The sequence below is a fragment of the Sphingobium boeckii genome (genome assembly GCF_014199215.1).
GTDB classification, from domain to species: Bacteria; Pseudomonadota; Alphaproteobacteria; order Sphingomonadales; family Sphingomonadaceae; genus Sphingobium_A; species Sphingobium_A boeckii.
The window spans coordinates 1-15,418 of the sequence record NZ_JACIJC010000007.1 but is presented as its reverse complement, the minus strand read 5'-3'; the positions used below and the strand labels follow the sequence as shown (position 1 = coordinate 15,418).

General features: G+C 60.6%; 7 protein-coding genes and 1 tRNA gene. 3 read left to right on the top strand and 5 right to left on the bottom strand.

What is annotated here, in order from left to right; genetic code table 11:
* Positions 1-56: 56 nt before the first annotated feature.
* From FHS49_RS18340 to FHS49_RS18330, 3 genes are read right to left on the bottom strand one after another with little or no spacing between them, the layout of a single operon-like run.
* The gene (locus FHS49_RS18340; protein ID WP_184021751.1) at positions 57-2,177 is read right to left on the bottom strand and encodes a type I secretion system permease/ATPase; all 2,121 of its coding nucleotides are present in this window, start codon (positions 2,175-2,177) and stop codon (positions 57-59) included.
* Positions 2,177-3,394, bottom strand: coding sequence for a TolC family protein (locus FHS49_RS18335; RefSeq protein ID WP_221240583.1), 1,218 nt, complete (start codon positions 3,392-3,394; stop codon positions 2,177-2,179). The genes FHS49_RS18340 and FHS49_RS18335 overlap by 1 nt, the downstream gene beginning before the upstream one ends.
* Positions 3,395-3,441: 47 nt before the next feature.
* On the bottom strand, positions 3,442-9,123 hold the full coding sequence (locus tag FHS49_RS18330; protein WP_184021745.1) for an Ig-like domain-containing protein: 5,682 nt from the start codon (positions 9,121-9,123) through the stop codon (positions 3,442-3,444).
* A gap of 476 nt (positions 9,124-9,599) precedes the next feature.
* Here FHS49_RS18330 and FHS49_RS18325 point away from each other — a divergent pair, with 476 nt between their 5' ends.
* The gene (locus tag FHS49_RS18325) at positions 9,600-10,289 is read left to right on the top strand and encodes an HPP family protein (RefSeq protein WP_184021842.1); all 690 of its coding nucleotides are present in this window, start codon (positions 9,600-9,602) and stop codon (positions 10,287-10,289) included.
* A 155-nt stretch (positions 10,290-10,444) separates the two neighbouring features.
* Here FHS49_RS18325 and FHS49_RS18320 read toward each other — a convergent pair whose 3' ends face one another.
* A complete protein-coding gene (locus FHS49_RS18320; protein WP_246351025.1) occupies positions 10,445-13,435 on the bottom strand; it encodes a TonB-dependent receptor plug domain-containing protein in 2,991 nt (996 codons plus the stop codon).
* Between the two features lie 310 nt (positions 13,436-13,745).
* Between FHS49_RS18320 and FHS49_RS18315 the strand changes: the two genes are divergently transcribed.
* Positions 13,746-14,012: a hypothetical protein gene (locus FHS49_RS18315; RefSeq protein ID WP_184021742.1), complete on the top strand. Its 267-nt coding sequence runs from the start codon at positions 13,746-13,748 to the stop codon at positions 14,010-14,012.
* A 397-nt stretch (positions 14,013-14,409) separates the two neighbouring features.
* Positions 14,410-14,484, top strand: a tRNA-Glu gene (locus FHS49_RS18310).
* A 490-nt stretch (positions 14,485-14,974) separates the two neighbouring features.
* On the opposite strand, the gene FHS49_RS18305 is transcribed toward FHS49_RS18310, so the two are convergent.
* Positions 14,975-15,340 (bottom strand): transposase, encoded by a 366-nt coding sequence (locus tag FHS49_RS18305; RefSeq protein ID WP_221240585.1) that lies wholly within the window; start codon positions 15,338-15,340, stop codon positions 14,975-14,977.
* Positions 15,341-15,418: the final 78 nt, after the last annotated feature.

Below are 15,418 nucleotides of genomic sequence, written 5' to 3'. Positions count from 1 at the left end.
CGTCCGTGAGGAACGGGTCCGCCAGCTCGCGCCGGAGGTGATCGGATGGGGACGGCCTAACGCGCATTGACGCTCTCCTCCGCTGTCACTTGCACCCGATGACCCGTCACGATCGAATCCAGCGGCCCGTCCATAATTACCCGCCCCTGCCGCAGCACAATGGCGCGATCCACCAGAACGAGCAGACTCTTCTTGTGTGTGGTGGCGATCAGCGTGCGGTCACCCAGCCAATTCTGCAGGTAATCGATCACATGCTTCTCGCTGCCCTGATCGAAAAAGGCGGTGGGTTCATCCAACAGCACGATCCGGGGATCCTGCAGCAGCACACGCGCGAGTCCCACGGCCTGACGCTGTCCACCCGAAAAGCTCCCGCTCCCCAGAATAGGCATGTCCAGGCCCAACGGATTGGCGCGGACGAATGCGCCGAGGCCCACGCCATCCAGTGCCTCGAACAGATCATCATCGCTGAGCGCCGCGCCCTCCAGATTGAGGTTTTCGCGCAGACTGCCGTGCAGCAACGCCACATCCTGCGGAAGATAGCCGATGGCACGACGCCGGTCCGCCGGATCGATAGCGCTCATACGCGCATCATCCAGCATCAGCCGCCCCGATGCGGGATCGGCCAGACCAGACAGAAGCCGGAGCAGGGTCGATTTTCCGGCACCATTTCCGCCCAGCAGCGCTACGCGCTCGCCCGCGTGGATCACGAGCTTCGCCACGTTCACCACCGGCGGACTGTCACCATATTGCAGCTTCAATTCTTCGAGAAAATAGGCACCCGCCAGCCGCTCCTTCCGAATGAAGACGATGCCCTGCGGCCGCTCCGTGGGCGCGTTCATCAACTGATCAAGCCCTTCGAGCGCGACCCTGATATGCTGCCAACGACCAAGGATGCTCGCCGCTTGCGACATCGGGGCGATTCCGCGCGAGGCGAGGATGGAGCAGGCGATCAGCGCCCCCACCGTCATCGCGCCATCGCTGATCCGGTACACCCCATAGACCACCACACCGACATAGCAGAGCTGGGCGACCATCGAGGCGCTGTAGCTGAGCGCGGTGGCCAGCGCGCTGGTGCGCGTGGCGGTGCTCGCCAGTTCGGCGGTGAGGTCTTCCCAGAGACGGAGGCAGCGCCCCTCGGCCCGCGCGGCTTTCACCGTCTCCAGATTCTCGATCGATTCGAGCAGGATCGAATTTTTCACCGCGCCTTCGCGCAGATTGCGGCGGGACAGCGCCCCCAGCTTGCGCTGGCTGATCAGGCCGGGAATGAGGATCAGGGCAATGGCCCCCACTGGCACCCACACGATCGGTCCACCGATCAGGGCGATGATGATCAGAAACACCAGAACGAAGGGCAAATCGCTGATCACCGCCGCGCTTGACGAGGTGAAAAACTCCCGCACGGATTCGAACTCCCGAATCTGCGTGCTGAAGGCACCCAGGGAGGGCGGCTTGGCGGACAACCGCGTATTCAGCACGCGTTCGAACAATTGGGAGGAGAGCTTGAGATCGAGCCTCTTGCCCATGTTATCCAGCAAGGATGCCCGCATCATACGCAACACCGCTTCAAGCAGGATGGCGAGCGCGACGCCGCTGGCGAGGATCCACAGCGTATCGAACGCCGCATTGGGCACCACCCGATCGTAGACTTGCATCGCAAACAGCGCCGAGCCGATCGCGAGCAGATTGGCCATCATCGCGGCGAGCGCCACTTCCGCATAATCGCGCCGATAGCGCTTGAGTGTGCCGAAGAACCAATGCTCGCCCGTGGTCGCGGCAAAGCCGCCCGTGCGGCCATCGTCGCGATATCGGGCCTTTGCGAACACGGTCGTGCCGCTGTAAAGCGCGTCCAGTGCCGCCAGCGTCATGCGTTGCTGACCGCCGCCGCTGTCGGGAACGAGGACATCGGCCGCATCATCGGACAGGCGCGTGAGGATGAGGCCGCGTCCATCGTTCAGGATCAGCAGCGCGGGCATGAGATATGTTTCGATATCGCGCAGATCATGCAGTGCCACGCGCGCTGCGATATCGATCCGGCGGAGCGCGCGCGCCACCATGTTCAGCGGCAGCCTTCCCTGCTCCAGCGGCAGGCCATCGCCCAGTTCGGCGGCATTGGTCTGCCGGCCCAGCAGCGCGCACAGCAGCACGAGGCCATCGCGCAGAGGATCAGTGTTTGGCATCAGCGCAATCCATTTTCGAGAAGCGGGCCGATCAGCCCCAGCTTGGCGGCGGCACGGTACTGGACCCGCAGTTCATCGATATGCAGGCTGATCAACTGACGATCCGCATCGAAGCGTTCGCGCTGCACGCTCAGCAGATCGATCACATCGCGCCGCCCGACCTTGAACTGCTCCAGATAGGTGCCGCCCACCTCATCCGACGTCTTGATCTGACGACGCAACGCCTCTTCGCGCCAACGCATCATATCCGCGCTGTCGAACAGATTCTGCACCTGCCGCCTTGTCTCTCGCTGAACGGCGGCCTCGTTCCACTGCGCCGATTCCACGCGCTGACGGGCACCTTTGGGACGAAGGAAATTCGAGAATCCCTGGAGATTGTTCATCCGGAACCGCAAAGCGATCACCGAGTCATTTTCCGCTCGCCCCCCGATATCGCGCCGCACCGTGGACGCTTCGAGGTTGAGTTGCGGCAGCAGTGATGATCTGGCCTCTTTCAGACTGGCCTGCGCCGACTTCGTATCCTCCAGCGCGCGACGATATACCGGAGAATCCAGAATGATCGCCGTCAGATCGCTTCTGGCGACATAGCCGGGCACGGATGCCGGCGACGGCTCTTCCAGCCCGTCGGCCTCGTCACCCACCAACAGGCGATATTGGCTGCGCGCATCGCGGAGCGCGCCCTGTTCCACGGCAAGCTGTTCCCATGCGCGCGCCATTTCCAGATCGGCGCGTTCGGCTTCGCTGCGATCGGCATAGCCGCCTTCGCTGCGCGCCTCGGTCATATCCTTGATCTCGTCGAGCCGTCGGATGTGCGCATTGAGCGCGTCGATCTGCCGCTCCGTGACCAGGATATCGAGATAGGTCTCCACGATATCCAGCGCGGCCTCGTCGATCTTGACCAGCGCTTGCTGATCCAGCTTGCGCCGCGCCGCCCTGGCGCTGTCCACCGTGCTGCCGACGCGCCCCCAATCATACAGCATCTGCGCCGCGGTCACGTCATAGGCCACGCCATCCAGATCGATCGAACGCGGCCCGCCCGATACGGACACGGAAGGGTAATAACCGCCCTTGGCGATTTCCACATCCGTATCGGCGGCCTTCGCATCGGACTGGGCCGCGCGCACTTCGGGGTTGATTGCCAACCCCTTGCGGACCGCCTCTTCGATCGGTGCGCCCCATGCCGCGGCGGGGAAACAGGCCACCAGCAATGCGGCCACCGGTCTCACAAGCCTGAACGCCCATGCTTCGCCCCCCTTTCGGACGTTCAATGCACCACCATCACGGTGTTATCCTCCACCAGCAGGGTCGTGGCACCGAAGGTGTAGACATCATAAACGAGGCCGCCCAAGGTCTGGGTCGCGCCCGTATCCACGGCGCCGATCACGTTCAGCGTGTCATTGGATTCTCCGGTAATCTGGAGGACATTGCCCGCATCGGTGATGGCGTCCACTTCGGTGGCGGTCAGCGTCAATGCGCTCCCGCTATCCCCGCTTCCCAGATCGATACGCTCGATATTGGAGAAACTGCCGATGCCGGGCGCGTTATAATCCAGGTCGATCCCATTATCGAACAGGATGGTGTCGAAGCCCGCGCCGCCATTGATCGTTGTGAAATTGGCAGCGACGATTTCGATCGTGTCATTGCCATCGCCGGCCACCACGCTGTCACCACTGCCAACATGCAAGATCGCATCCGATCCGGCACCCGCATTGATTGCCTCCGAAGAGCCATCGGTGCCGGATAGAACATCGTTTCCTCCGGTCCCGGTGATCGTGATCGCGCCCAGATTGAGCAGGCCGTTCGGTCCACCGATCGTCAATCCATAAGCGGCGCTGTCATTGCCGAAACCGTCCGTCGCGATCAGGTTCAGGCTCAACAGACCGCCGCCCGTGCTCAAGTTGAGCAATTGGGTCAGATTGAGACCCAGTCCGCCAAGCAGATTGATCTGGAAATTCCCATCGGGCTGCACGGTGGGATTGAGCGTGACGACCGCGCCCGCAAGCGTTGCCTCCACTCTGACACTCCCGCCCGGCTCAGTCGTACCATTGACGCCGAGCGCCAGCGGTCCCTGGAAGATATTCAGGTTCGAATAGAGTCCGAAATTGCCAAGCGTGACAAGTTGGCCATCCAGGACGTTGCCGATGCCGATGGTGGCTACATTGCTGGGGTTGCCTGCCGGATCCTCGCCGCGCACGCTGACCGACGTGTTCAGCAATTGATCCCAGGTGAGATCGATATCGAGATCGGTCAACAAATCGAGCGAGGCAAGCCCGCTATTGTCCACCGTGACCTGCACATCGGCCACCACGCCGCCGATATTGACGCTGACCGTCAATTCCGTGCCGGGTTCGGCTGAAACCGTCAGGACATTGGCGACCAGAGACAGCACCGGGGTCGCCGGCCGGATCGTATCCACGGTGAAGGCGACCGCCGCCGAGGCCGGCCCGCCGCTGACGCTGGCGGAGATCGAAGACGCGCCTTCAGGATAGGCGGCCATGTTAACGGGCGGCGTGAGCGTGAGATTGAAATTCCCCGCGGTGCGTTCTGCTGCGGTAACCGTATGAAGCTGGTCCGCCACATAGCCATTCTGCCCGGTGAAGCGCACCGTGACGATATCGCCCGCGTCGGTCCCACCGGTCAGGCCGACATTGACCTGTATGCCGTTTCCGATCTCGGCGGCGTTGATATAGCCGTCGGCCGCTTCCGCTACGGTGATCGTGAGCAATGCAAGATCGGGTGCCTCCGCAGAAGCAGACGGGCTGACATTGCGCGCGGCGTCGGTCGCGGTGACGCTCAATTCCTGCCCAGCGATCAAGGGCGGCGTGAAGGTGGCCGAGAAAACTCCTCCCGCGGAGGTCGTTGCGAGCACGGGATTGGCGGTATCGCCATTGACAATCACCCGTATCTGGCTGTTGGCCTCGGCGTTGCCGGTCAGCGTCGTGCCATCGGCCGATACCACGAGGTTGGCGGGCGCGGCCGGGGCCAGCGCGTCGATCGTGCCGGTGCCGGCAGGGCCAATATTGCCCGCCGCGTCTGTCGCCGTTGCGCTTACGATCACGCCGTTCGCCAATGCGGGGGATGGCGTGAAGGTCCAATTGCCCGCGCCATCCGCGGTGATGGCGGCGTTGATGCCCGTCCCGGTCAGGGTCACCGTGCTCCCCGCTTCTGCCGTGCCCGTCAGGATCACGCCATTGCTGGGATTGATCACCGGAACCCCCGGCGCGATGGCATCCACCGTCTCGGTATCCGGCGGGCTGATATTGCCCGCGGCATCCGTCGCGGTAGCACTGATGATCACGCCATTGAGCAACGGCACGATGGGTGTGAAGCTCCAATTCCCATTCGCATCTGCCACGGTCGAGCCGATAGGGTTAGCGAGACCGTCGGTCAGCGATATCTGGGCGCCCGCCTCTGCGACACCGCCGATCTCTACGCCGTTGCTGGGGTCGATAATGGGCGCAGCGGGTGCCACAGCATCCACGACGCTGGTCGCCGGCGCGCTATCTGTACCGACGCCATTCTCGGCCACGGCAACGATCAAACTGCCATCGGGCAGCGGCACTATCGGCGTGACGCTCCAATTGCCTGAACCATCCACCACATCGGACCCGATCGGATCGCCGTTGCCGTCTGTCAGGGTCACGGTGTCACCCGCATCCGCGGTGCCCGTGATCACCGTGCCATTGCTCGGATCGATCACCGGAATGGATGGCAAGCTGGTATCGATGATCGCGCTGCCCGGCAGGCTCTCATTGCCTGCGGCGTCCGTTGCCGTGGCGTTCACAATCACGCCGTTGGTGAGCGCGGGATTGGGCTGGAAAGACCAATTGCCGGCAGCGTCGGCATTGGTCGTCCCCAGCGTGGTAGCGCCCACCGTCAAGGTGATCACGCTATTCGCCTCGGCGGTGCCGACCAGATTGACGCCATTGCTGTCGCCGATGTCGGGTGCCGCTGGCGCCACATCGTCAACGGTGATGGTGGCGGCAGGGCTGACGTTGCCCGCCGCGTCCGTCGCCGTTGCCGTCACGACAACGCCGTCGGCAAGCTGGGGCGATGCCGTGTAGCTCCAGTCGCCATTCGCATCGGCCGTGACCGCCGCATTGATGCCGGTCCCGGTCAGGGTCACAAGGCTGCCGGCCTCGGCGGTGCCCGTAAACAGATCGCCATCGCTCGGATCGATGACGGGCGCTGCGGGCAGCACTGCGTCCACGGTCACGGCGGCGGGCGAACTGACGTTGCCTGCCGCATCGGTTGCCGTTGCTTGTATGATCGCGCCATCCGCCAGCGCGGGCGTGAGCGTCGCGGTCCAGTTACCGGCTCCATCCGCACTGATCGCGCCAAGCGGCGTGCCATTGCCATCGGTAAGCGTGACGAGGCTGTTCGCCTCGGCCATACCGCTCACGGTTGCACCATTGCTGGCATCGATCACCGGTGCCGCGGGCGCGACGCTGTCGATCGTGACCGTTGCCGGGGGGCTCGCGTTTCCGGCAGCGTCGCGGGCGACTGCGGTGACGACGATGCCATGCGCTACGGGCGTCGATGGTATCGCGCTCCAATCCCCGTTGGCGTCCGCGATGACCTGGGCGATCTGGGTCGCGCCATCGCTCAGCGTGATCAGCGCACCGGCTTCCGCTGTGCCGCTGATCAGCACGCCATTGCTGGGATCGATCGTCGGTGCCACCGGAGCCCCGCTATCGACGATCGCGCTGACGGGCAGGCTGACATTCCCGGTGGCGTCCGTGGCCGTCGCCCGCACGGTGGTCGCATCCGGCAACGTCGCGCCCGGCGTGAATGTCCAGTTGCCGGAGCCATTGGCGCTGGTCGTTCCGATCGGTGCATTGGTGCCATCCGTCAGTGTGATGATGCTCCCGGCCTCTGCCGTTCCGGTCAAGACCGCGCCATTGCTGGCGTCGATCACCGGCGGCAGCGGCGCAGTGGCATCGATCGTGACAGTCGCTTGGGGACCAATGTTGCCCGCAGCGTCGCTGGCCGCCGCGTTGACGATCGTGCCGTCCAACAGCGGCGATCCTGGCGTGAACGTCCAATCACCATTCCCATCTGCGATCGCCGTGCCGATCGTCGAACCGGCTTCACTGAGCATGATCGTGCTGCCGGCTTCGGCTGTGCCGACCAATATCGTGCCATCGCTCAGATCGATCGTCGGGGCCGCCGGGGCGATGCTATCGACGATGGTCGATGCAGACGGGCTGACATTGCCCGCCTCATCAGTGGCGGTGGCGTTGATCTCAGTGCTGTTGCCCAGCGCCGTGGAGGGCGTGAACGACCAGAGTCCGCCGCTGCCCGTAACAGTGGTGCCGATGGTCGCGCCATTGCCATCCGTCAGCGTAATGGTTGTGCCGGCTTCCGCCGCGCCGCTGATCATCGTGCCATTGCTCGGTTCGATCACGGGCGCGCCCGGCGCGATCCCATCCACAACGGTCATCGCGGGAAGGCTGACATTGCCCGCCGCGTCGCGCGCGACTGCATTGATCACCGTGCCGTCCGAAAGCGGCGTCGCGGGCGCGAATGTCCAATTGCCATTGGCGTCCGCGGTGACCGTGCCGATAGCGGCGCCGCCAGCGTCGGTCAGCGTGATCGCCACGCCGGCCTCAGCACCGCCTGTGACCTGCGTTCCGTTGCTGGGATCGATCGTGGGCGCGGCCGGCGCGATCGCATCGATCGTGATCGTCGCTGGCGGACCGCTGTCACCCTCGCTGTTGGTCGCCACGCCGGTGACCACGGTCCCGTCTGCCAGGGGCGGCGTGGGCGTTATGCTCCAGTCGCCATTGCCATTCGCCGTGCCCGTGCCGATCACGGCACCGCCGGCATCGGTCAGCGTGATAATGCTGCCCGCCTCGGCCGTGCCGGTGATGATCGTGCCATTGCTGGGATCGATCGCCGGCGCGAGCGGGGTCGGAACCAGATCGGGCGCGGTCACATCGACGGGCGCACTGTCATTCCCCCGGGGATCGGTGACGATGACCGTCACCGTCTCGCCATCGGTCAGCGGCGGAACAAGCGGAATTTCGAAGGTGCCGTCAGTGCCGGCCGTCGCAGTGCCATCAGCATCGCCATCGCCATCCGTATCGATGCTTACTGTGGCCCCGGGCTCGGCATTGCCTGTAATCGTCGCGCCATCGTCCGATATATCGATATTGCTCGCGGGCGCCGGCGCAGTGGTATCGGATGCGGTGACGGTCGCCGCAGGACTCGCATTCCCGGCCGCATCGCGCACCGTGACGCTGACCGTTTCACCATTCGTCAGCGGCGGGCTGAGCGCGACCGTGAACTGCCCATTGCTTCCGACGCTGGCCGTGGCGTCCGGTACGCCGTCACCATTGATGTCCACGCGCACGGTTGCGCCGGCCTCTGCGTTTCCGGTCAATTGCGTCCCGGCAGCGTTGATCACCAGCCCGGTGGCCGCAGCCGGCGCCGTGGTGTCCGCAGGTGGGGCGGAGGCCGGCGGAAGTGGATCGTCACCGCCGCCGCCGCCCGCGGCAAGGGCCAGTGCGCCGCCGGCGAGTCCGACCCCGCCCAGGATCGCGCCGATCCCGAATCCACCGCCGCTGTCCTCATTGGAGGCCGTATCAGTCGCGAAGGCAGCAAACCCTGCGGGCATCCCCGTGAAAGTGTAGCTCGCCATTACCGCGCCGCTTGATGCCGCGGGCGATAATTCTGCCTGGACAAGTTCCTGATCTCCATCGACCAGATAAAGCTGGCTCGGCGTTGGCGAGGGTGCGTAAAAATTGGCGATCCGGATGGATTCACCCGATTTCAACTGCACGATAAGATCAGCACCTTCGCGGCCGTAACCTGCGATCATGTCCTGGGACACGTTCAACGCCACTTTGCTTCCAGGAGCGAGGGAGAGGTCTCCGTTTACGGTCTTCTCAACAGAATTCGCGACATTTTCATCAGCCGATGCGACTTTTACCTGAATAGCCATGATACGCCCTCCTGAACACGTCGGAATTTTATCCGACTCAATTCAGTATTCGTAAAACTAACTTCCGGATTTTCAATTAATAACAACAGAATGCGCTAAATTAATATATTAATACTACGATCGCTAATACTATCGCGCGATTTTGGTTATTGTTTACTCTAAACCATGATGCATTTGATAATTTTCTTTATAGGCAATAAATATCTGCGCCAATTTCCTGCAATCGCGCAACCACGTTGGTCCGTTGTCAGATTCAAACCCGATACCGCCGCCCCTGTTCTTCATGCGTTGCGATCGAAACTTGGCCCGCGAAACCATCAGGGCTCGCCGTTTCTACCGACCGCGACCGTGCGATCAGGATCCAAGCAGAGTTTCTGGGAACCGAGCAAATGCTTTCTGGCGCGCCGCGGGACAAATTGGCAGTGCAACCGCCTCAGCTATCCGGGACCATCGTCATTCCGTCGCCTACGCTATACATGCGCTTGTTTGCGCCGCTCCTAGCAGGCGGCAGTCTGCGTGACCGGCTGATAGCGTGCCTGGGCACCATGATCGGCATCATCTTTGTAGGGATGACATCGGTTCAGTTGAGTCCAGAGTCGCTTCCCTGGCTGGTCGCTCCGATCGGAGCGTCGGCCGTTCTTCTGTTCGCGGTGCCTTCCAGCCCACTCGCGCAGCCGTGGTCGATCGTCGGAGGAAACGTCAGTTCTGCGCTTACGGGGATCGCGATCAACGGTATGATCCATCCGCCTATCGTGGCCGCAGCGGTTGCCGTATCGGCGGCTATTCTCGTCATGTCGCTGTCACGCTGCCTCCATCCGCCGGGCGGGGCGGTCGCACTGAGCGCTGTGCTGGGGGGTCATGTTTTCGGCGGTCATCCTGAAATGTTGATCACACCCGATGTGTTGAATTCGGCGCTGCTCGTTTTCATCGGCTGGTTGCTCCACCGGTATTCCGGGCATTCCTATCCGCATCGCGCTGTTCCGATGGTTTGGCGGACTGTCGCGCCAGCGCCGGATTCGGGATTCATGATCGGAGATATCGATCGGGCGCTTGAGGATCTGGGTGAGACCTTTGACGTCAGCCGAGAAGATCTCGCTTTGCTGTTTTCCCGCGCCGAAGCACATGCCGCAATCCGCCAAGAAACTCACCCATCCGAATCCCGTTAAAGGTCGAGCATCGTTTTCTGCCGCCTTGTGATTTCATGCTGGCAAAACCACGGTCGGCAAGCTGGTGGCACGCAAGTCTCCAGCTTGAGGCAATTCTCACAGGAGTAGAGCCTGTCGATGAAATGGTCAGGGGGCCGGAGCCCCCTGACCTATTTTCAAAACAGCTTGCCCAATTTTACCTTGGCTCCAGCATATAAGAACCGGCCAATGCCGGAGACCGGATAACTCAATTGATCAAATGACGGCTTTGAATCAAATATGTTATTGACCCCGCCATAAAGCGTAAACCGATCGCCCACATCCACGCTCAAGCGCAGATCATGCTCCCAACGCTCTTTGTAGAAGAAATATTTGGGATCCGAGATGTCGGGATTTGCCGCCAATTGCTCGGTCGTAAAACGGCGAGTTTTGCTGAAATACGCCATGTTATACGAGATTGATACGTCGTTGAGCTGCCAGTCCACGCTGCCATTGAGGCGCCATCTGGGGTTGTAGGCCTCCAGGATGTCGTTGTCCGTATCCGCTCCCAGCGTCGGGACAAATTCAATCTTGTCGAGATAGCCTCCAACCAAATTGAGCTGGAAATTACCGTATCCGAATTCCGGCAAACGATATCGAATAGAGAAATCCGCCCCGGCTGTCTTGAATGCCGCCACGTTCTCCGGACGCACGTTGAAACCGATGCGACGTTGTGGATCGCTGCCATCACCCAGAACGAAACCGGTGCCGGCTTCGCGAAAGACGTTTGCGCAATAGATATTGTCCACGCTCGGCTGATCGACGCATAGATCGGCCAACTCCGTTGGCGTCGGCGTATTCACCGCACCCTTGATCCTGATATCATACCAGTCGAACGTGATCGACAAGCGCGGAATGAAGCTTGGCTGGATCACGACGCCCGCCGTCCAGGTTTTTGCGGTTTCCTCCCGCAGGCCGGAATTGCCGCCGACAGTGCCACGGCGCGACGTCGTCGCCTCCGAATCAGTCGAGGGGCTGAACCCGGCGATCTGCGCAGGTGTCAGTCCCAATCCTGACAATATCGCAGCACAATTTGCTGCACGATATTGTGTGCCCTCGCCAAGGCGCTGAACGTCGCATGGATCGGTTACGAAACCGAAAGTACCAGTCGCGGGCAAAAACAGCTCTCCGATATTAGGCGCGCGTACCGCCTGGGAATAAGAGCCCCGGAAGCGGACGTCAGGTACCGGAGCATATATGCCGTCGAACTTCCACGTCGTTGTATTACCAACCGTGGAATAATCCGAAAACCGAATGGCCGCAGAAACCGAGAGCAGATGCGCAAACGGCATATCCGCCAGGATGGGCGCGTTCAACTCGGCGAATGCTTCCTTGACATCGAACTTGCCACCGCTGATCGGAATAGCCGCAAAGTCGCGAAATTCGCCGTTCTGGATCGCTATGTCGGGCGTCTGAAGACTTGATTCCTTACGGTATTCAGCGCCTACGGCAAATCCAAGCGACCCGCCGGGTAGTTTGAACAAAGCATCGAAATCGCCAGTCACCGAACCGGAAACGACGTGCTGCTTGATGATCGAGCGCGTCATATTGTCCGCCAGTACGAACGCCAAGGCCTCAGGAGACGCGACGCCGCTTCCCAGGACATTCAGCGGTCGACAGATACTGCCCGTACCGGGCGTGAAGGTCGTTGCCGGCGCATCGAAATTATTGGGATCGATATTCGACGCCGGATCCAGGGTGGACCGGCACACGATGTTGCCGGTGCCGGGATCGACCACCGCATCGAGTGCGGCGAAATAGCGATCGGCAATTAAGTTGGAAGTTTGCGTGCTCCGGGACTTTGTCTGACCATAGACATAGGAAAGTTCGTAGCGAGCATTGTCCGATATATCGCCATCAGCGCCAACGACGAACCGGGCCGTTTCGCGCCGAATGGTTTCGCCGCGAATGCCGAAATCGAAATTGTCTCTGGAAATTAATGCGCCATCGGGAGCGGCCCCGATACCAAATCTGTCATTGAGATAAGCATTGTCCGGAGCGAGAAATGTGAAAAAATCAAAGCTCGGCTGGCCGACTGAGAACGCATCGGTGCGAACAAACTTCGCTTCGCCAAACAGCCTTAGAGCGGGCGAGACTTCGAAACTGGCCAGAAGGTTGCCGGCATGGCGTTCGTTGCTTGGTAAAAGATCGCCAAAATAACCCGCAGTCGGGGTATTGGAGCCTCCGACTGCCCGCCCGCCGGATGACGGAATCGATAAGCCCCTGTCGTAAGCTAGCCCGCTTCCCGTAAAATCGGGAATGCCATCGAGATCCAGATCGACCGCGCCATCTGGCGCGCTATCGGCCCATGTCAGATTATTATACAGGATGCGGTCGATCACGGCGGGATCATCCGGAAAATCATCGAGGTCGCGATAGAGCGCGAAATTCTTTGCGGGGTCTCCGGAGAATGAACGGTCGAAGCTGCTGAGCCGATCGTTTTTGCTATATTCATATGCCAGGGTGACATTGCCACGATCATCGGCGAAGTTTGTCCCCGCTACAATCGAACCGAAGCGTTGCCCCGCATCCCCACGGCTAGAAATCCCGGCTTGCCCGCGCGCGATCAAACCTTCGAACTTCTGCTTCAAAACGAAGTTTACCACGCCCGAAACGCCGTCAGCGCCATATACGGCCGACGCACCGCCCGTCAGCACATCTACCCGCTCGATCAGGTCTTGCGGGATCGAGTTGATATCGACCGCCGCGCTGTCGGGAACGCCCGCGACATGACGCCGACCGTTTACCAAGACCAAAGTGCGGTTTGTGCCCAGATTACGCAGATCCAGCAAATTGGCACCCGTCTCGCCAAATCCGGCATCGGCACCACCGGATAACGAGCCACCAACCGACGCCGTCAGCGCTGGATTGCGAGTAAGCACGTCGGTAATGTTGATCTGGCCGGTATTCTCGATCGCCTGAGCCGTTACGGTAACGATGGGGTTTGCCACGTCGAGTTCCGGGCGCGCGATGCGGGACCCGGTGACGACGATCTCATCGGGAGATGAGGCTATGGCCTCATCTTCGGCTTGAGAAGAATTTTGGGCGAAAGACGGAGAAGCCAAGGCCAGAGCAGCGACGAGCGAGACGCCTGAACAGAACATGGCTTTTGACGTTGGATGGCTCAAGGTAAAAACTCCCTGTTACACGCCCTCCCAACTCAAACCTTTCCTCAAAATGCCTCACGGTCAACGCTTACAATCGTACAAGAACAAAAGACTACGCTTTTTCCGAACTGCGTGTTGCCTGCAGGCCACATTTCACTATCGTTATGAACAAGCGATTGTGCCTAGATCAACCGCCGCCCTGTCGGATGATAAACCGCGGTCTTTCAGCGGAGCCCAAGCTTGTGTATCGGGCCTCCAACGAACACATCAGTGCGATGCGGGGATCTGGGCCGCGGAAAGAGCGCGGCTTTCTATTTTAAGGATTGATCAGTTGGCCGACAAAAATCCAGAGCAATTGACGCACGTCACAATTCGCTTGGTGGGCAAGGAAGACGCCGAACAGATCTGCAACATGCTGCGTGGGTTGCTGCTCTCGAGCAAAACCGTGGAACTCAAGGGCATTACGAACAGTCGCCTGCTCCGGGGCTACAGCATTTCCTTTGGTGTCGGCAGCATCGCGCAGAAATTCGTCGGCGACGTGGAGACGTTATTCAGCCCCAAAGTGCGAGAACGGCTCGAGATCGATCTGCACGGCTGACGCCTTTCGCCAATCGCGGCGTCGGGCAAGTGACGTGTCAATCGGCGGACAGAGTTATTTGACCATTGATCGACGTGTCACTGACCTCGTGGGACTGTGGTTCGCAGCATCTAATACGTCAAACATAGGCTTTTAGCCAATTGTGCTGGTGCCCAATTCCGTTCACACGCTCCCTTTTTGCCGCCGGTTAGCGCTTATGGTCGTCTCCTTTCAACGCCATTGCATCAAGCCATCGCTATTCCCGTAAGCAGCAATCGGTCCTGAGCCGCGCAATCCAGAAGTCTCAGGCCAACCACAAAATGGCGGTCGCGGGGATGAGCCAAGCGATGCGATCCCAAATCAAGATCGCTTGACTGCGACGTGCCCGCGCCATATTGGCCGCCACTTGGTCCAGACTGGCCCCTTCGTCTAGCGGTTAGGACGTCGCCCTCTCACGGCGAAAACACGAGTTCGATTCTCGTAGGGGTCACCAGCAATATCAATGGCTTAGCGTTGGATATTCGTTACGATACCGCAACATGTCCATTTTTTGTCCATAATACAGAGACGGATGTGACTGGAGGCGAATGGACCCACTTTGGCTGAATTCGGCTATGACCCGTCCACTGACTTGTTCTTGAAAAATATCATGCAGCATCCCCTTTTGTCAGCGATGCAATCCATTGGTGCATCGCCGACCCGTAATTATCGATGTCAAACCGACAGGAGCGTTTGTGTAAAGAGCAGACAGTTAAGATCCGACCATTCCCAGACGCTCAGAACCAATTGTCGCTCCCCATGTGCAGACCGTCCGCTTTTACGGCGACTTTCGACCGAGGCTGTGTAAAAACACCATTTCATGGTAGAGTTATCCCGGATTTCGGGAAGCTTTGACATGGGCCGTTTTGTTGAAGAGCAAGACCGTAGGCAGGACTTTTTGCTGCCGGCATCGCTGGATGATTACGTCGGGGGAGACAATGGGATCATCGCGTCAGGACACCGATCACCCGTGCCAAAGCATCAGCATCGACCTTGGCGTCCACCAACACCCGGATACCTGACGGCAGATCGATCCCAATCAGGCCGCCGAAGGCAGCGGCGACCGGCGGAGCGGATAACGCTGGCGGTTCGCTGATCTGGACCTCGGCAAATGCTGGCCCGATCGGCAGGCGAGCACCGCCAAGTTCACCCGACATTGCCTGACGCCGCCAGGTGTAGATCGAACCGCTGCCAACATCATGCCGTTCGATCGCGGTGCGCACACAGCCTTGCGGACCAAAGGCATCCCGCAGCACCGCCAGCTTCTGCTCCACCGTCCAGCGCCGTCGGTCCGTAAGCGATGTTCTCAGCCCACGTTGGTCCAGGGCATGAGGTCACCGACACTGTTCGCGGGATAACCATTGGCGAGCTTGGTGAGCGTGTCGGTC

Coding starts and splice junctions, on each gene's coding strand:
- FHS49_RS18340 (WP_184021751.1), bottom strand. CDS start 2,177: ATGCCAAACACTGATCCTCTGCGCGATGGCCTCGTGCTGCTGTGCGCG.
- FHS49_RS18330 (WP_184021745.1), bottom strand. CDS start 9,123: ATGGCTATTCAGGTAAAAGTCGCATCGGCTGATGAAAATGTCGCGAAT.
- FHS49_RS18325 (WP_184021842.1), top strand. CDS start 9,600: ATGCGCTTGTTTGCGCCGCTCCTAGCAGGCGGCAGTCTGCGTGACCGG.